Genomic DNA, 17,136 nt, shown 5'->3' with positions numbered 1-17,136 from the left:
GGTGCTGCGGTCATAGATCGGTTAGAGCGCTGGCACGCTGGCGGCGTTTGGAACGATCGGTTGCAATGGTCGCGGTTGGGCGGCGGCCCGCGCGCACCCATCATTGGCGCTTCGCCACAGGGCACAGGGACAAGCGATGAGCACCATGACCACCACAGCAGCGCACGTACTGCGCACCATTCGCGGCATGCCGACCTCCGACGGGGCCGGGGTCAAACTGACCCGCGTCATCGGCACCCAGCAGCTGCCGGAGCTGGACCCGTTCCTGATGCTGGACGAATTCGGCACCGACAAGGCCGAAGACTATCTGGCCGGTTTCCCCAGCCACCCGCATCGCGGTTTCGAGACCGTGACCTACATGCTCGACGGGCGCATGCGCCACAAGGACAACCACGGCAACGAAGGCCTGTTGACGCCGGGCAGCGTGCAATGGATGACCGCCGGGCGCGGGCTGATCCATTCGGAAATGCCGGAGCAGGAATCCGGGCGCATGCGCGGCTTTCAGTTGTGGGTGAACCTGCCGGCGCGCGAGAAGATGACCGATCCCAAGTACCAGGAGTACGCACCCGACCACATTCCGGTGGCGCATCCGGCGCCCGGCGTGACGGTCAAGGTGATTGCCGGTGCGGTCGGCGAGGTGGTCGGGCCGATCGTGCAACCTGCAACGAGCCCGGTGTACCTGGATATCGCGTTGGAGCCGAACGTGGAATGGGAGTATCAGCTGCCCAGCGGACATAACGCGTTCGCGTATGCCTTCGAGGGCGCGCTGACGGTGGGCGAGAGCGACACCGCGCGCGTGTTGCCGGCGCAGCAGCTGGCCGTGCTGGGTGGCGGACAGCGCCTGCGCCTGCACGCCGGTGCCGACGGTGCGCAGCTGATCCTGGTCGCGGGCCGCCCGCTCAACGAGCCGGTGATGCGGCATGGCCCGTTCGTGATGAATACCAAGCAGGAGCTGATGCAGGCGTTCGTCGATTTCCAGGAAGGCCGGTTTTGAACCGGCCCGCGTACGACAGCAGGAGCCGGCAATGAGTGACCGGCCCGTCAGCGTGCGTACCGGCACGGTGCCGTACACGGTCAGTATCCACGACGGGCTGCACACCTGGAGCGGCGATACGCAGCCGGCCAATGGTGGCAGCGACGCCGGGCCGGATCCCGAATCGCAGGTGTTGGGCGCACTGGGTGCGTGCACCGCCATCACGGTGTCGATGGTGGCCGCGCGCAAGCACTGGCCGCTGACGGCGGTGCACGTGCATCTGCATTACACGCAGCGCGGCGCTGCCGGCACGGCGATCGCCCGCGCGGTGGTGCTTGACGGTGCGCTCGACGACGAGCAACGCGCACGGTTGATGGAGGTGGCCGACAAATGCCCGATCCATCGCCTGCTGACCGGCGAGGTGCGCATCGAGACTCAGTTGCAGGCGGCTGGCGGCGGTGGAGACACGGCGATTCGAAGCGACTGACAGACGCTTGCCGGCAGTCTTTGGGTTCGGTGAGTGCGGAATCGGAATTGGAACGAGCGATCGGTCCACCCCGATTCCGGGCGTATGCCGACATGACGTGCGCCACTGCTCCAACGTTTGCAACCGTGAGCGTTCTCCAGCCCATCGCCGCCGCACGTGGTGGCCGCCGGAATCAAAATCGTTGAGCGGCTGGACGCATCGGTGCGCTTGGTGCATGCGCAAGCCGCTCGGGCGTCGCCTCATGCGCGTCGGCGCGACACGCGAGGGCACGAGCATCAGTGCGCAATGGTGATCTGCGGCGACACGCTCGCGGCAGATATCGTCAGATACTGTCTGCAGCGTGCCGGCAAACCCACGCGCTGCAAGACGGGTGCAGCAGTGCGCGGGGCTGTGACGCGCGCTGCGTCAGCGCTGCAGCGCCAGGCTGGCCGGCTGCAGATCCATGTTCTGCACCATCGACTGCATCGAGGCGAGTTCTTCGGTGCTGGCGCCATCGATCCACAGCTGGGCGTAGCGCTTCTTGCCCAGTTCGACCACGGTGACGCGGCGCGATTCCGTGCCCGGCATGTCGCGGCCGCCCAGATCGAGCTTGTACCAGTAGAAATCTTCCTGCTGGATCTGGCCCTTTTCGGCGCGCCGCTCGCGTGCCAGTGTCATCGCCGGGTCGCGGGTAGTGAGCATCACGCCGACCACCTGCCGGCCATCGGCAGTCATGGCCTTGCAGACCAGGTAATCGGCACCGGCGAGCTCGTTCCACTGCAGGCCGGAGGCCGGTGGCAACGGCGGGCAGACCGGCGAGGTCTGGGCATGGGCGGTGGCAGCGGCCAGCAGCAAGCTCAGGCCAACAAGGCAGGATGCAGACTTCATACACGATTCCCCGGCATTGGATGACGATGCGGGCGCGCCGATTTCGTGCCGTTGCAGTGCCTCGAACTCCCCGTCCAAGGACTGCCGTCTACGCAACGCGCTCCGTCTACAGGGCCATCACTACCACAGTTTTGCGAGTCAGCTCAAGTGGTGTCGCACCTGTGCCTGGCATCGCATGTGCAGCGTGGCACTTCCGGTAAGAGACCTGGTGATCGCGCGTGTTGGTCCACTCGCGCAGCGCACGGTTTCAAGGGTAATTAACCGGTTTTGGGGCCGGTGACTCGGGCAGCGGAATGAACTCCTTGTCGTCGCCGGGAATGCTGCCGAAGCGGCCTGCCTGCCAGTCGTCCTTGGCCTGCTCGATGCGTTCCTTGGAACTGGACACGAAGTTCCACCATAGATGACGCGGCCCATCCAGCGGCTCGCCGCCAAGCAGCATCGCCTTGAGCGGGGTCTTGGCGCGCAGGCGGCCGCGGGCGCCGGGCGAGGGCACGATCAGGTGGCGAGCTGGCACGTCGGCACCGTCCAGCTGCGCTTGGCCTTCCAGGATGTACAGGGCGCGCTCGGCGTGCCCGGTGTCCAGATCCAGTTCGGCGTCGGGCGCCAGATCCAGCGCCACATTCAGCGTGCCGCTGAACACCTGTACCGGCGATTCCTCGCCATATGCGCGGCCGGCGATCACGCGCAGCCACACGCCGTCGCGGCGCTGCTGCGGCAGGCTTGCCGCCGCGTGGTGATGGAACGCGGGCGCGGTTTCTTCGGCCGAGCGCGGCAAGGCGATCCAGGTCTGCATACCGTGCAAGGCGTGTTCGCGTGCGCGCTCCGGGCCAGGCGTGCGTTCGGAATGGGCGATGCCGCGGCCGGCGGTCATCCAGTTGACGTCGCCGGGGCGGATCACCTGATCCGAGCCCAGCGTGTCGCGGTGGCCGATTTCGCCGGCCCACAGGAACGTGACCGTGGCCAGGCCGATGTGCGGATGCGGGCGTACATCGATGCCGTGATCGGGCTCCAGCACGGCTGGGCCCATGTGGTCGACGAACACGAACGGGCCGACGCTGCGCGCCTGCAGGGTGGGCACGGCGCGACGCACTTCCAGGCCGCCGATGTCATGGACGCGTGGAGCGATCAGGGTGGTCATGCGCGGTCTCGCGGAGTTGATGACGTGGGCACGAGCTTCGCATGCGCGGTGGCCGGGGCGGGTGCGTGGCGTAAAACGCAGTGTCCGGGTCATGGCGCTTCCTGCGCGTCGGGGGAGCGCGCCATCGGCGCGGCAGCGAGTGCCGCACCGCGAACGCCGTGCGGGCGCGGCACGAGGTAGCAGCGGCTCAGTGCGAGACAGCCCCGGTCTTGTGCAGGCAGATGCGGTACCAACGAGGACATTGTCGGCAGCGAAGACGACGCATCCAGCGCTGCGGTCCGGGATCATGCAGGCCGCACTACTGAAGCTCGGCGCGGGCGCCATTGCCGTGCGCACGTCTCCCATCGGCAAGGCCCGGGCGCTTGTGGCCGCCATGGCCGGCCCGATCTTGCAACGCAAGCGGCTGTCTCCAGGGCTCGCCACCGCTGCTGCCGCCAGGTATCGGTGGACGAGGTTCTGGCAGCGGCGAAGTTGCAACACGAACGAAGTTGCATGGCGGGAAACGTACCGCCGCATCCTAAATGCAGCGTGCCAGGTCACGTGCGTCATCGCGCCATGAATAATGGCGGCGCTGCACGATCCACGAGCGCTTTGGCCTTCATTGCATGCGTCTCAGGTGACGGATCGGCAACGGTCGCTTGCTGCGCATCGTCTGCGGTGCACACCTGGCGGCAAGTCGCTCGCGCTTTAGCGTTTTACTCGATGCGTTTCAGATTCTCACTCCCAATCCGAGGAATACGTTATGTCCTTATCGATCTCAGGAAGGAAGACAACATCGCTGCTCTTCTTGGTGATGGCAGCGTTGGCGCCCTGCCTTGGTAGTGCGCAGAGCGCCCGGGCCCTCCCCAGTCGCATCATCAGTGCGTCCGACAATGTCCGCTCGCTGGCATTCCTGATAAATGGAAGCGCGGTCGGCTGCTATGCGGTCTACTCCGGCAGGAGTGTTGCAGGGCCGACGCTCAGCACAGCGACCACCTATCAGGTCGCTGCGTCCTCGTCCTCGTGCAGCGATCAGCCCTATGCAGTGGGCTCTTTGGTGAATTACCGGCCTGCGTCCGACAAGCAAATGATTTTCTTCCGGATCGACGGCTCCGGTCGCATCGTCATCACTTACAACTGATGGGTTGCCCCAGCGCCGTGCCTATGCGGCCGGCGCTGGGGCTGTGGCACGTGGCCGCTGACGCGACGCCTGCTCACAGCAGCTGACCGGAGCAGGCTACCGGTACCGTCACCTCGCCGCGGCGCGAGGCCAGCCGGTCGGCCAGGCGCGTAGGCTCGGGCAGGCGATAGGCGCGCAATGTGCGCAGGGTCCAGTCGAGCGCGCCTTGCATCGACACGCGATGGCCGGGCGAGACAATCAAGGGGTTGCAACGCGGTTTGCTGCGCAGTGCCCAGCCGATCTGCGCACCGCCCAGCAGGATCGGCGTGTGGTCGCCGCGTTCGGGCCCAGGCTCGGCGAAGCTGCCGGCCAGACGCTGCTTGGCGATGCCGATGCACGGCAGGCCGGTGACCACGCCGAAGTGCGCTGCGATGCCCAGCCTGCGCGGATGCGCGATGCCCTGGCCATCGATGAACACCAGATCCGGCGTACGCGACAGCAGCGCCAGGGCCTGCAGCAATGCGGGCAATTCGCGAAAACTGAGCAGGCCGGGGACATAGGGCATCGAGGTCGGCACGCGCGCGACGTGCGTTTCCAGCGGGAGCAGCGTCTGCGCATCCAGCAACACGGCAGCCGCGCGGGTGATCTGGCCATCGTCTTCGAAACCGACATCGAACCCTGCAAGCAACTGCGGCGTTGCGCTCACCGCGTCATCGAGCACCACGCGCCGTGCCAGTTGCTGCTGCAACTGTCGCGCCTGAATCACGCTGCCGTCCCAACCGGCGAAGACGGGATCGTTGGTCTGCATTGCGAAAGCATCGCGCGCTGCCTGTGGCGATCTCGTGCACGCCTGCGATGCACGCGCTGCCGCTACAATCGCAGGCTGATCGGCCCCAATCGGAGAACCGTAGTGACCCGCAAACTCGTACTGCTGCGCCATGGCCAGAGCCAATGGAATCTGGACAACCGTTTCACCGGCTGGGTGGATGTGGAACTCACCGACCAGGGCCGCCAGGAAGCTGTGGCGGCCGGCAAGCTGATGAAGGACGAAGGGCTGCAGTTCGATGTCGCCCACACCTCGGTGCTCAAGCGCGCCATCCACACGCTGCAGGGCGCATTGAAGGAACTGGACCAGGACTGGTTGCCGGTGTCCAAGAGCTGGCGCCTCAACGAGCGCCACTACGGCGGCCTGCAAGGGCTGGACAAGGCCGAAACCGCGGCCAAGCACGGCGAGGAGCAGGTCAAGATCTGGCGCCGTTCCTACGACATCCCGCCGCCGGCGATGGACGTCAACGACCCGGGCCACCCGTGCCATGACCGGCGCTACGCCACCCTGGACCGCAACGCGCTGCCGGGGACCGAGTCGTTGGCAACCACGCTGGTGCGCGTGTTGCCGTATTGGCACGACGCGATTGCGCCGCAGTTGAAGGCCGGGCAGACCGTGCTGGTGACCGCGCACGGTAATTCGCTGCGCGCGCTGTACAAGTACCTCAACGATGTCTCCAACGAGCAGATCCTCGAGCTCAACATCCCCACCGGCATCCCGTTGCTGTTCGAGCTGGACGACAACCTGCAGGTGCGCAGCTTCCGTTACCTGGGCGACCCGGAAGCGGCCAAGCGCGCGGCCGAAGCGGTGGCCAACCAGGGCAAGGCGAAGTAATCGCCGTTGGCGGTTGCAGCGCTGCGTGCGGTGCGCGCAGCGCGTGTTCTTGTGCGCATGCGGCTGCAAGCGGCTGCGTGCGGTGATGAATGGAAGCGGTGCGAGAGGGTAATACGCGCTCGGCACCGAGGCGCAGGCGAGACACGATGTCCAGCAAACGGAGAACCCGGCAGATGACTGCCGTTTACTGTCGCGCGTATCTGGTGACGCTCGGCATGCTGGTGGCCGGCGGGGCCGCGTTTGTCGCCTTGGCTGCTGGCGACATCTCCGGCGCGGGACTGGCGCTGGCACTGCTGATCTGCGCGATGGGGGCGCTGTTGCTGGGGTTTGGCGTGGCTGGGCCGGCGCCACAGATGGAAGCGTGGGCCGATGCGGCGTCGGGGCACGAGGTCGCCCTGGCGCTGATGGTGCTGGCGTATCCGGTGTATCTGGTGATGGCGCCGTTTTACGCGCGGCGTTGAGCGCATGCGATGGCGCGCGTTGCGCCGGCATGCAGGTGGAGTGGAAGCAGTGCGTGGCGGTGCCGATGACGGACGCGCACGTGCTGTACAGATGCAATGGACTTTCATGGCGCACGGCATCGACTTCATGTTGCGGTGCCGCTGCACGGATGTGGTCTGGCCGGTTGCAGAGCGACTGACGAAGAGGCGGGCGCCTGCGCTGCGCGGTTCTTCGCCAGCGCTTGCCGACCGGATGTCGACTTTTTTCGATCGCGCCTGCGCGGTCATGCCCTGGAGAATTCAATGAAGTTGCGCAAGTTAGCTCCGCTGTCGCTTGCGGTCGCCATCGCGGTCGCGCTGTCTGCGTGCGGCGCCTCCGATGACACCGCCAAGGTGGCGCCTGCCGCGCCGCAGGCGGTATCGACCAAGGTGGATGTGTCCAAGCTCGATGCGCCGATCGTGGCATTCAGCAGCAGCGACCTAGACCCGAGCATCGCTGCGTGTCAGGACCTCAACGGGTTCGTCAACGCCAAGTGGCTCAAGGCCAATCCGGTGCCGTCCGATCGCACCAGCTGGGGCAGCTTTGAGGTGCTGGCCGAGCGCTCGCTGACCATCCAGCACGCGTTGGTGGAGCAACTGGCGCGCGGCAATCTGTCGGCCGGTTCGGTGGATGCCAAGATCGCCGACCTGTGGCGGACCGGCTCGGATGAAGCGGCGATCGACAAAGCGGGCATTACGCCGCTGCAGCCGCAGTTGAAGGACATCGACGCATTGACCGATGCGCCGTCCATCGCCGCCTGGTTGCGCAACAGTTATGCGCAAGGCCAGGGCTTGGTGTTTTCGTTCGGTGCCAATGCCGACTACAAGAATTCCGAGCAGATGATCGCCTACGCAGGGCAGGGCGGTCTGGGCTTGCCCGAAAAGGGCTATTACACCGATCCGGCGCAGGCAAAGATCCGCGAGCAGTACGTGGCCTATATCGCGCGGATGCTGGAGCTGTCGGGTATCCCGGCAGCGCAGACGGCCGCGCAGGCCAAGGCGGTGATGGCGTTCGAGACGCGCCTGGCCAATGCGTCGTTGTCGCGTATCGAACTGCGCGACCCGGCCAAGCGCTACAACCCGGTCGATGTGGCCGGCGCCAACGCCATCACGCCGCACTTCGACTGGAAGGCGTTTTTCGCAGCGCTCAAGGTGCCGGCCGGCACCTTCTCGCTGAGCCAGCCGGGCTATTTCGCCGAGCTCGATGCGATGCTGGCCGATACGCCGATCGCTACCTGGAAGGCGTATCTGCGCTTCCATACGGTGGACGAAGCGGCGCCGTATCTGGCCAAGCCGTTCGAGCAGGCCAATTTCGATTTCTACGCAAAGACCCTGCGCGGCCAGCAGGACATGCTGCCGCGCTGGAAGCGCACCTTGAATGCGGTCAACGAGGCGATGGGCGAGGCCCTGGGCCAGCTGTATGTGCAATCTGCATTCCCGGCCGAATCAAAGGAGCAGATGCAGCAACTGGTGCAAAACCTGTCGGCGGCGCTCAAGGCGCGGCTGGAAAAGCTCGACTGGATGAGCGCGGACACCAAACAGCGCGCACTGGAGAAATGGGCCAGCTTCACTCCCAAGATCGGTTACCCGGACCAGTGGCGCGATTGGTCGGGCCTTCAGACGCGTGGCGACGGCTTTCTTGCCAACATGCAGGCCGCGCAGGCATTCAACTACCGCGACATGTTGGACAAGATCGGCAAGCCGGTCGACAAGCGCGAGTGGCACATGACCCCGCAGACGGTGAATGCGTACTACAACGCCACACGCAACGAGATCGTGTTTCCGGCGGCCATCCTGCAGCCGCCGTTCTTCGACCCCAAGGCCGATCCGGCCTTGAACTACGGTGGGATCGGTGCGGTGATCGGGCACGAAATGATGCACGGCTACGACGATTCCGGCAGCCAGTTCGATGCCAAGGGCAACTTCGATAGCTGGTGGACCGATGTAGACCGCAAGCTGTTCAGCGAGCGCACCGACCGGCTGGTGGCACAGTTCGATGGCTATGAAGCGATCAAGGGCGTGCACGTCAAGGGCAAGCTGACGCTGGGCGAGAACATCGGCGATCTGGGCGGCCTGACCGTGGCGTACGATGCATTGCAAATGGCGTTGCAGGAGCAGCCGGCCGCCAACACGCAGATCGATGGGTATTCGCAGGACCAGCGGTTCTTCATGAACTGGGCCACGGTCTGGCGCCGCAACTTCACCGATGGCGAATTGCGCGTGCGCCTGAACACCGATCCGCACGCACCGGCGAATTTCCGCGCCAACGGTGCGCCGTCGAACATGCTGGCGTTTGCGCAGGCGTTCCAGTGCAAGCCCGGCGATGCGATGGTACGTGGCGACAAGGAGCGGGTGACCATCTGGTAAGCGCCGCGGGCGCGCGCCGGTGCTTCGGCAGCTGGCGCGCCACACCGCTGATGACGCCGTAAACCACCACGTTCGCCCTGTGCGGCACGCGGTGCTGCGAGTACTCGCGTCCACGACACTTCCACGACACCCGTCTGTTTCTCGCGGGAATTGTCGAGTTTGCTTGTGGCGGCGTCTGCACACCGTCCTGCCCGCGTGGGCTCTACACTGCCGCGCTGCGCATCGCGGAATCGGCAGTGACAAGGCGGAAATTTTTCAAATGGTTCGGCATTGCGCTGCTGGTGCTGGTGCTGGCCAGCGCGTTATCGCTGTACGGCTACGGGCGCTTTGCCGACCGCCAACGCGGGCCGGTCAGTCACGTGCTGCCTGCCACGGCGGTGGCGACGCCCATCGACAAGGTGGTGGCGCCACTGCAACAGGCGCACGTCGATCAGACCGGCATGGTGATCCTGCCGGATAACGTCGATGCGTTTGCGGTACGTGCGCTCACCGCGCGTGCGGCCGGGCGCAGCCTGGATCTGCAGTACTACATCTGGCATGCCGATTTCACCGGCAACCTGCTGCATAACGAATTGCTGCGCGCGGCCGATCGCGGCGTACGCGTGCGGTTGTTGCTGGACGACATGAATATCCATGGCAGCGATTCGGTGCTGGCTGCCATGGATAGCCATCCGCTGATCGAGATTCGCCTGTTCAACCCCACGCGCGCGCGCGAAGGCACCTTGATGCGTGGGGTGGAGATGGTGCTGCGCATGTTCAGCATCAATCGCCGCATGCACAACAAGGCCTGGATTGCCGATGGCCGCATCGCGGTGGTGGGTGGGCGCAACGTGGGCGACGAATATTTCGATGCGGCGCGCGACACCAACTTCATGGATATGGATGCGGCGCTGATGGGGCCGGCGGTGGGCCAGGCCGAGCAGGTGTTCGACGAATACTGGAATAGCCCCAATGCCTTGCCGCTGTCTGCGCTGGTCACCGCAAAGCCGCAGGCACTGGAGGCCTTGCGTGGCAGCCTGGACGCGGGCATGGCATCGGTGCGCGCGCACCCGTATGTGGAGCGTCTCAAGCGCTCGCCAAGCGTGCGTGAACTGATGCAGGGCGACCGACCGGTGCACTGGGTGTCGCAGGCGCGCATCGTCTCCGACCCGCCGGAAAAAGCCGAAGGTGCGCCGCCGCAAGCCGACTGGATGACGCCGGTGCTGATCGGCGAAATGGCGCACGCACAGCGCGAGCTCAAAGTGATCTCGCCGTATTTCGTGCCGGGCGACGAGGGCATGCGCTGGATCGGCAACCTACGCCAGCGCGATGTGCGCGTGAGCATTCTGACCAACTCGCTGGCGGCCAACGACGTGGTGGCCGTGCACAGCGGCTATGCCGGCTATCGCGTGCCGCTCCTGCATCAGGGCGTGCGCCTGCATGAGCTCAAGCCGATGGGCAAGCCGGACGGCAGCCTGTTCGGTTCCAGCGGCGCCAGCCTGCATACCAAGGCGTTTGTCGTGGACGACAGCAGCGGTTTCATCGGCTCGTTCAACCTGGACCCGCGTTCGATGAACCTCAACACCGAAATGGGCCTGCTGTTCAACGACCGCGTGGTCACCGCGGAGCTGGAGCGGCTGTACAACCACAAGATCAGTGCGCCGGTGAGTTACCGCGTGACCCTGGAGCAGGGCGAGCTGCGTTGGCACGACGATGCCGCGCAGCCGCCCGAGGTGTGGTCGCGCGAGCCGGCGGCGAGCGTGTGGCGACGTGGCGCAGCAGCGGTGATGGGCTGGTTGCCGCTGGAGTCGCAGCTGTAGCTGGCTGGTTAGCGTGTTGCCCTCATCCGCCCTTCGGGCACCTTCTCCCGCCGGCGGGAGAAGGGCAGGTGGCGGTCTTTCATGGATAGGAGAATGCGCGCGCCGATGCGGCGCAGACGCAGTGGCTGCGTTGGAGCAGACGCAATGGCTGCATTGGAGCACGGGCAATGGCTGTGTCCAGCAGGTGCACAGGCTCTGTCCAGCAGGTGCAGTGGGTCTGTCGCGCGGAAGATGCGGTAGACGCGGTGGTTGTGTCAGTACGTTTGGCGCGTGAGTTGAACGTCGCTCGCGTTATTGCAGCTGCGTCACGATCTCGCGCGCCATCGCGCCCAGCGGCAGGATACGGTCTGCGCCGCCGCGCTTGATCGCTTCCTTGGGCATGCCGAACACAATGCTGGTGTGTTCGTCCTGTGCCACCGTGCGTGCGCCGGCCTGGCGCATTTCCAGCAGGCCGGCGGCGCCATCGTCGCCCATGCCGGTCATGATGATGCCCAGCGCATTGCTGCCGGCCGCGCGCGCGGCCGAGCGAAACAACACATCGACCGAGGGCCGATGCCGGTTGACCGGTGGGCCTTCCAGCACTTCGACGAAATACTGCGCGCCGCTACGACGCAGCAGCAGATGTTTGCCGCCCGGTGCGATCAATGCACGGCCCGGCATCACCCGGTCGTTGTTGGCGGCCTCCTTGACGGCGATCTGGCACAGGCCGTTCAGGCGCGCGGCGAAGGCAGCGGTGAATTTCTCCGGCATGTGCTGCACGATCACGATGCCGGGGCAAACGCGCGGCAGCGCGGTGAGCACTTCTTCCAGGGCCTGGGTGCCGCCGGTGGAGGTGCCGATGGCGACGATGCGTTCGGTGGTCTGCGCCAGCGCACGTCCGCTTTGTGCCGGCAGGATGACATCGGCGGTGTGCTTGACCTCCGCTTCCAGCGGCGCGGCAGTCACGCGCGCAGCCAGCCGCTTGACGTTGGCGCGCGCTGCGCTGCGCACGGTCGCCACCAGTTCGTCAGCAGAGTCGGTGAGAAATTGCTTCAGACCCAGGCGGGGTTTGGTCACCACCGCCACCGCGCCGGCGGCCAGTGCATCCATGGTGACGCGCGCGCCTTTTTCGGTAAGCGTGGAGCAGATCACCACCGGCGTGGGCCGCTCGCTCATGATCTTGCGCAGAAAGGTGATGCCGTCCATGCGCGGCATTTCCACGTCCAGCACGATCACATCCGGCCAGTGCTGGCGCATTTTTTCGATCGCCAGCAGCGGGTCGGCGGCAGTGGCGATGACCTCGATGCCCGGCGCGTCGTTGAGCACGCCCACCAGCACCTGGCGTACCACTGCCGAATCGTCGACCACCATGGCCTTGATGGTCGTGGGGTTGGCGGCGGGGCGATGGAGCGCTGTCGACACGGTGAATCCTTGGGTCATGCCTTGCGGAAGATCGAGGGTGCCACCTGGACCAGATCGATGTCGAGTTCGCTCAGGCTTTCCGAATGGCCGATGCAGAAGTGCCCGCCCGGCTTGAGGTTGGACAGCACGCGCAGGATCACTTCGCGCTTGGTCTGGCCGTTGAAATAGATCATCACATTGCGCAGGAAGATCGCATCGAAGCTGCCCAGTGCCGGCAGCGCGGCATTGAGGTTGGCGTGCACGAACTGTACGCGCTCGCGCAGCCGCCGCTCCACCAGCAAGGTGCCGTCGTACTCGCCCTGGCCACGCAGGCAATAGCGTTTGAGATAGGCCTGCGGGATGCCGTCGATACGTTGCAGCGCGTAATGGCCGGTGCGCGCCTTGGCCAGCACGCGCGTGCTGATGTCGGTGCCTACCACCTCGAACGGGCGGCCCTGCAAGGTGTCGTCCAGCACCATGGCCATGCTGTAGGCCTCTTCGCCGCTGGAACTGGCCGCGCTCCAGCAGCGGAACGGCAGCCCGCCACGGTGTTCGCCGGCCAGCTTGCGCAGCAGCTCGAAATGCTTGGGCTCGCGGAAGAAATAGGTTTCGTTGGTGGTGAGCAGGTCGATCGCGGTCTGGATTTCCCTGCGGTCCTGCCGGCTTTCCAGCAGCTGCAGGTACTGCGTATAGGTGCTGAACTGATGTTCGCGCAGGCGCTTGCCCAGGCGGCCGCACAGCATCGCCTTCTTGCCGGAGGAAATGGTGATGCCGGCCGCTTCGAAGATGAAGCGCTGGAAGCGGCCGAACTCCTGTTCGGTGATGGCGGTCGCGGTGCTCATCGGCTCAGGCCACATCCGCATCGCTGTGGAACGTGCTGTCGCTCAGGCGCGCGATGCGCATGGCGTGTTCGCGCCACCACTCCGACAGCATCGGCCCGGGCATCGGCGAGGCCATCAGATAGCCTTGTGCCAAGTCGCAGCCAAGTTCGCGCAGCAGGCGCCAGTCGTCGGGCGTTTCCACGCCTTCGGCCACGGCAGTGAGCTCAAGCCGATGCGCCAGCTCCAGCGTCGATTCGAGCACGGTGCGCTGGCTGCGGCTGCGATGCGCTGCATGCACGAAGCTGCGGTCCAGCTTGAGTTCGGTGAAGGGAATGCTGGCCAGCCGCTGCAGCGAGGAGAAGCCGGTGCCGTAGTCGTCGATGGACAGGCCGAACCCGTGCAGGCGCAAACGCGCCAGCATGCTCAGCGCATTGGCCGGCTCCACGATGGCGCTTTCGGTGAGTTCCAGCACCAGGTTGGCCGGGCTCAGGCCGTTCTCGCCCAGCTTGGCGCACAGCTCTTCGAGAAAATGGTCTTCGCCCAAGAGCCGGGGCGAGAGGTTCAAGGCCAGGCTCAGGTCGAAGCCTTCGGCGCGCCAGTCCACCAATTGCGCGATGGCCTTGTCGATGACCTGCTGCGTCAACGCGTGGATCAAGCCTTCGCGTTCGGCCAGCGGAATGAAACGGTCCGGGCCGATCATGTCGCCTTGCGGGCGGCGCCAACGTGCGAGCGCTTCCACGCCACGCAGGCGGCCGTCCTTCAGGTCGAGCTTGGGTTGGTAGGCCACACGGATCTCGCCGCGGCGCATGGCACGGTCCAGCCGCGAGGCGGCGGCACCACCGCTGGACATCAGCGGCGAGATCGCCACCGGCGCGAATGCCGGTGCATCGGCGGCCGGCTCCGGTTCGCAATCCAGCACGGTGGCCAGATCTTGCAGGTTCATCGGCTTTTCGATGCCGCCGAGCACGCGCACGCCGGCACTGCGGCTGAGTTGCATCACTGCATCGATCAAGGCACCGCCGCGTTGCGAGACCACCACCACCGGCACGCTGTATTTGCCGCGCGCCAGGGCGTCGAGCAACTGCACGCCGTCCATTCCCGGCATTTCCAGATCCACCAGCAACAAAGATGGCGCCTGGGCGCGCGTCAGCCATTCCAGTGCCGCGTTTCCGTCGATGGCACCGTCGACCACGCTTGCGCCGAGCTGGCGACACAGCGCCATGGCGTGTTCGCGCTGGACCACGCTGTCGTCCACGACCAGGACCGGGCCGGCCAGCGTGCAGTTGCAGGAGAGAAGGGCGGGGCGCATGGGAGTCCTTGAGTGCATGCGTGAGGTCAGGCCGCCAGCTCGGCGGCCGGCAGCTGGGCGAGCGTGTCGTTGCCCAGCACGGCATCGGCATCGAGCAGGATCACGAAGCGCTCGCCGATCTTGCCCATGGCGTGGATGAAGTCGCGCGCGATGCCGGCGCCGAAGCTGGGCGTGTCGACGATGTCGGCCGGCGCGATTTCCAGCACTTCGCTGACCGCATCCACCAGGAGCCCGAGCACCTGATGCAGCTGGCCATGCGCGATCTCCACGATCACGATGCAGCTGCGCTTGGTGATCGCGCTGGCGTTGCGGCCGAAGCGTTGCTGCAGATCCACCACCGGTACCACCGCACCGCGCAGATTGATCACCCCGCGCAGTGCCGGCGGCATCGTCGGCACATCGGTCGGCACGCGGTATTGGATGATTTCCTTGATGCTCAGGATGCCCAGGCCGAACATTTCCCGGCCCAGCAGAAAGGTCAGGTATTGCTGCGGTGCCGTCGATGACGGCACCTGGCGGTCGGTTGCAGGAAGCGCTTGCATCGTCGGCTCCTCAGAAGCTGGCGAATTGCGATTCGTCGATCGCATCGGCGGTGGCGGCCACCGCACTGAGCTGGCGCACGTTGGTGCGTCGTGGCTGCGCGCTGCTCACCGTGGCAGGCGCATGCGCGGCGATCCTGCGCGGACCCTGCCTGTTGCTGCCCGACGCGGCGCCGCGGCCGCCATTGCCCAGCCGGAAGAAGCCCATCAGCTGCTGCAGCTGTTCGGCCTGCGCGCTCATCTCTTCCGAGGTGGCGGCCAGTTCTTCGGCATTGGCGGCGGCCGATTGGGTGGTCTGGTTCAATTGCCCCACGGCGGTGTTGATCTGGCTGACACCGGCGGTCTGTTCTTCGGAAGCGGCGGCGATTTCCTGCACCAGGTCGGAGGTGCGGCGGATCGAAGGCACCATCTCGCCGAGCACGCGGCCGGCGCTTTCGGCCAATTCCACGCTGGATTCGGCCACTTCGCCGATTTCCTGCGCAGCGATCTGACTGCGCTCGGCCAGCTTGCGCACTTCGGCGGCGACCACCGCAAAGCCCTTGCCGTGTTCGCCGGCGCGCGCGGCTTCGATGGCGGCATTGAGCGCCAGCAGGTTGGTCTGATACGCGATGTCGTCGATGATGCCGATCTTCTTGGCGATGTCCTTCATCGCCACCACGGTGGCGCGCACGGTGTCGCCACCGTCGGCCGCTTCGCTGGCCGCCTTGGCCGCCATGCTGTCGGTGACGCGCGCGTTTTCGGTGTTCTGCGCGATGGAGGCGGTCATCTGCTCCAGCGAGGCGCTGGTTTCTTCCACGCCGGCCGCCTGTTCGCTGGCGGCCTGGGCCAGCGCCTGCGCGGTGGCGCTGACCTCTTCCGACGCACTGGCCAGGTTTTCGGCGTTGCGGTTGACCTCATCGACGATCTCGGTGAGGCGGCTCATGGTGGTGTTGACGTAGCGCTGCATGTCGGCGAAGGCGCCTTCGTAGCGGCCTTCCACGGTGTGGGTGAGGTCGCCTTCGGCCATCGCGCCCATGACCTGGATCACTTCGGAAATGCTGCGCAGGTTGCCGCGCGCGCGCTCCACGGTGTCGTTGATGAAGGCCTTCTTGCCCGGCAACTGCGCCAGTGGGGCATCGAAGTTACCGCGGCCGAATTCGGCCACCACGCCCATCGCCAGTTTCTTGACCGCGATATGCGCGCCCACCATCTGGTTGATGCCCAGCGCCATGCTGCGGAAGTCGCCATCGAAGCGGCTGCTGTCGATGACCACGTCGATATCGCCGGCCTCATGTTCGGCCGACATGTGGTTGATCTCGGCGATCAGGCCGGTGAGATTGCCGCGTACCTGTTCGATGGTGTCGTTGATGAAGCGCTTCTTGCCCGGCAGCAATGGCAGTTGTGCGGTGAAGTTGCCGCGGCCGAATTCGCTGACGCAGGCAATGGCTTGCTTCTTGACCGCGATATGGCTGGCCACCATCGCGTTGATGCCTTCGGCCATGCGACGGAAATCGCCGGTGAAGCGCTGGGTGTCGATGACCGCATCGATATCGCCGGCATCGTGCTCGGCCGACATGCGATTGACCTCGGCGACCATGCCGGTGAGGTTGCCGCGGATCTGGTCGACGATCTCGTTGATGAAGGCCTTCTTGCCCGGCAACCGTTCCAGTTCGGCGGAGAAGTTCCCGCGACCGAACTCGGCCACACAGGCCATCGCCTGCTTCTTGACGGCGATATGGCTGGCCACCATGCGGTTGATGCCGTCGCCCATTGCGCGGAAATCGCCTTCGAAGCGCGCCACGTCGATGCGCGCGTCGATCTCGCCGGCATCGTGTTCGCGCGAAACGCGATTGATTTCCTCGTTGACATGGCGGATGCCGCTCTGCACCTTGCGCAGCCCGCGCAGGACATCGCTGGCCTGGTCCTCGCGCACCTGCGGCAGCGCCACATCGAAGTTGCCGCGCGAGAACGCGTCCAGCGTGGTGGTGGCCATCTCCAGCGACGCGCTGGCGATACGGATTGCCCAGACCAGCAAGGCGCCGCTGATCAATGCTGCAACCAGGCTGGTGCCCAGCAAGGCTGCGTGCGAGAGCGCCAGCGCCACGCCGGCAACGACCACGACAACGGGCAGGGCGATTGCAAGCGCGGCGGTGAACCACAACTGCGTAGCGATCGGTAGACGGTGTGACATGACGGTAGCTTCCTGGGGTCAGGTAACGACAAACGACGGTTCGGACGG

Annotated in this window: 15 protein-coding genes; 7 read left to right on the top strand and 8 right to left on the bottom strand. The window is 65.7% G+C overall.

Annotated features, from left to right (window positions below):
* Nucleotides 1-136: 136 nt before the first annotated feature.
* Nucleotides 137-994, top strand: coding sequence for a pirin family protein (locus tag ACCQ16_RS14105; RefSeq protein ID WP_277572622.1), 858 nt, complete (start codon nt 137-139; stop codon nt 992-994).
* 31 nt (nt 995-1,025) lie between these two features.
* A complete protein-coding gene (locus tag ACCQ16_RS14100; RefSeq protein WP_011348083.1) occupies nt 1,026-1,460 on the top strand; it encodes an OsmC family protein in 435 nt (144 codons plus the stop codon).
* Nucleotides 1,461-1,865: 405 nt separating this feature from the next.
* On the opposite strand, the gene ACCQ16_RS14095 is transcribed toward ACCQ16_RS14100, so the two are convergent.
* Together ACCQ16_RS14095 and ACCQ16_RS14090 are read right to left on the bottom strand one after the other, a co-directional pair.
* Nucleotides 1,866-2,327, bottom strand: coding sequence for a hypothetical protein (locus tag ACCQ16_RS14095; protein WP_008572445.1), 462 nt, complete (start codon nt 2,325-2,327; stop codon nt 1,866-1,868).
* A 247-nt stretch (nt 2,328-2,574) separates the two neighbouring features.
* Complete coding sequence (locus ACCQ16_RS14090) at nt 2,575-3,465, bottom strand: pirin family protein (RefSeq protein ID WP_008572447.1); 891 nt, start codon at nt 3,463-3,465, stop codon at nt 2,575-2,577.
* A gap of 742 nt (nt 3,466-4,207) precedes the next feature.
* Here ACCQ16_RS14090 and ACCQ16_RS14085 point away from each other — a divergent pair.
* Nucleotides 4,208-4,585 (top strand): hypothetical protein, encoded by a 378-nt coding sequence (locus tag ACCQ16_RS14085; RefSeq protein ID WP_372379987.1) that lies wholly within the window; start codon nt 4,208-4,210, stop codon nt 4,583-4,585.
* Nucleotides 4,586-4,658: 73 nt separating this feature from the next.
* Here the strand turns inward: ACCQ16_RS14085 and nfi are convergent, their stop codons facing one another.
* Nucleotides 4,659-5,372 carry a deoxyribonuclease V gene (gene nfi, locus ACCQ16_RS14080; protein WP_014090641.1) on the bottom strand — a complete coding sequence of 238 codons (714 nt, stop codon included), beginning with the start codon at nt 5,370-5,372 and terminating at the stop codon, nt 4,659-4,661.
* A 102-nt stretch (nt 5,373-5,474) separates the two neighbouring features.
* Between nfi and gpmA the strand changes: the two genes are divergently transcribed.
* From gpmA to ACCQ16_RS14060, 4 genes are all read left to right on the top strand, one after another.
* On the top strand, nt 5,475-6,224 hold the full coding sequence (gpmA, locus tag ACCQ16_RS14075) for a 2,3-diphosphoglycerate-dependent phosphoglycerate mutase (protein WP_008572455.1): 750 nt from the start codon (nt 5,475-5,477) through the stop codon (nt 6,222-6,224).
* A 146-nt stretch (nt 6,225-6,370) separates the two neighbouring features.
* Complete coding sequence (locus ACCQ16_RS14070; protein ID WP_033478650.1) at nt 6,371-6,685, top strand: hypothetical protein; 315 nt, start codon at nt 6,371-6,373, stop codon at nt 6,683-6,685.
* Nucleotides 6,686-6,967: 282 nt separating this feature from the next.
* Entirely contained in the window at nt 6,968-9,070 is a 2,103-nt protein-coding gene (locus ACCQ16_RS14065; RefSeq protein WP_277572623.1) for a M13 family metallopeptidase, read from the top strand.
* A 236-nt stretch (nt 9,071-9,306) separates the two neighbouring features.
* A complete protein-coding gene (locus tag ACCQ16_RS14060) occupies nt 9,307-10,869 on the top strand; it encodes a phospholipase D family protein (protein ID WP_277572624.1) in 1,563 nt (520 codons plus the stop codon).
* A 291-nt stretch (nt 10,870-11,160) separates the two neighbouring features.
* Here ACCQ16_RS14060 and ACCQ16_RS14055 read toward each other — a convergent pair whose 3' ends face one another.
* From ACCQ16_RS14055 to ACCQ16_RS14035, 5 genes are read right to left on the bottom strand one after another with little or no spacing between them, the layout of a single operon-like run.
* The gene (locus ACCQ16_RS14055) at nt 11,161-12,288 is read right to left on the bottom strand and encodes a protein-glutamate methylesterase/protein-glutamine glutaminase (RefSeq protein ID WP_008571299.1); all 1,128 of its coding nucleotides are present in this window, start codon (nt 12,286-12,288) and stop codon (nt 11,161-11,163) included.
* Entirely contained in the window at nt 12,285-13,091 is an 807-nt protein-coding gene (locus tag ACCQ16_RS14050; RefSeq protein WP_008571300.1) for a CheR family methyltransferase, read from the bottom strand. Before ACCQ16_RS14050 ends, ACCQ16_RS14055 begins: the two co-directional genes overlap by 4 nt.
* Before the next feature lie 4 nt (nt 13,092-13,095).
* Nucleotides 13,096-14,379 (bottom strand): EAL domain-containing response regulator, encoded by a 1,284-nt coding sequence (locus ACCQ16_RS14045; RefSeq protein WP_218550361.1) that lies wholly within the window; start codon nt 14,377-14,379, stop codon nt 13,096-13,098.
* Between the two features lie 26 nt (nt 14,380-14,405).
* A complete protein-coding gene (locus ACCQ16_RS14040) occupies nt 14,406-14,921 on the bottom strand; it encodes a chemotaxis protein CheW (RefSeq protein WP_218504403.1) in 516 nt (171 codons plus the stop codon).
* Between the two features lie 10 nt (nt 14,922-14,931).
* Nucleotides 14,932-17,088, bottom strand: coding sequence for a methyl-accepting chemotaxis protein (locus ACCQ16_RS14035; RefSeq protein ID WP_218531302.1), 2,157 nt, complete (start codon nt 17,086-17,088; stop codon nt 14,932-14,934).
* Between the last annotated feature and the right edge of the window lie 48 nt (nt 17,089-17,136).

The sequence above is a fragment of the Xanthomonas sp. NCPPB 1062 genome, assembly GCF_041481705.2.
In the GTDB taxonomy this organism is placed as follows: domain Bacteria; phylum Pseudomonadota; class Gammaproteobacteria; order Xanthomonadales; family Xanthomonadaceae; genus Xanthomonas; species Xanthomonas euvesicatoria.
The sequence above is the reverse complement of the archived record's forward strand: the minus strand, read 5'-3'. Positions and strand labels throughout refer to the sequence as shown.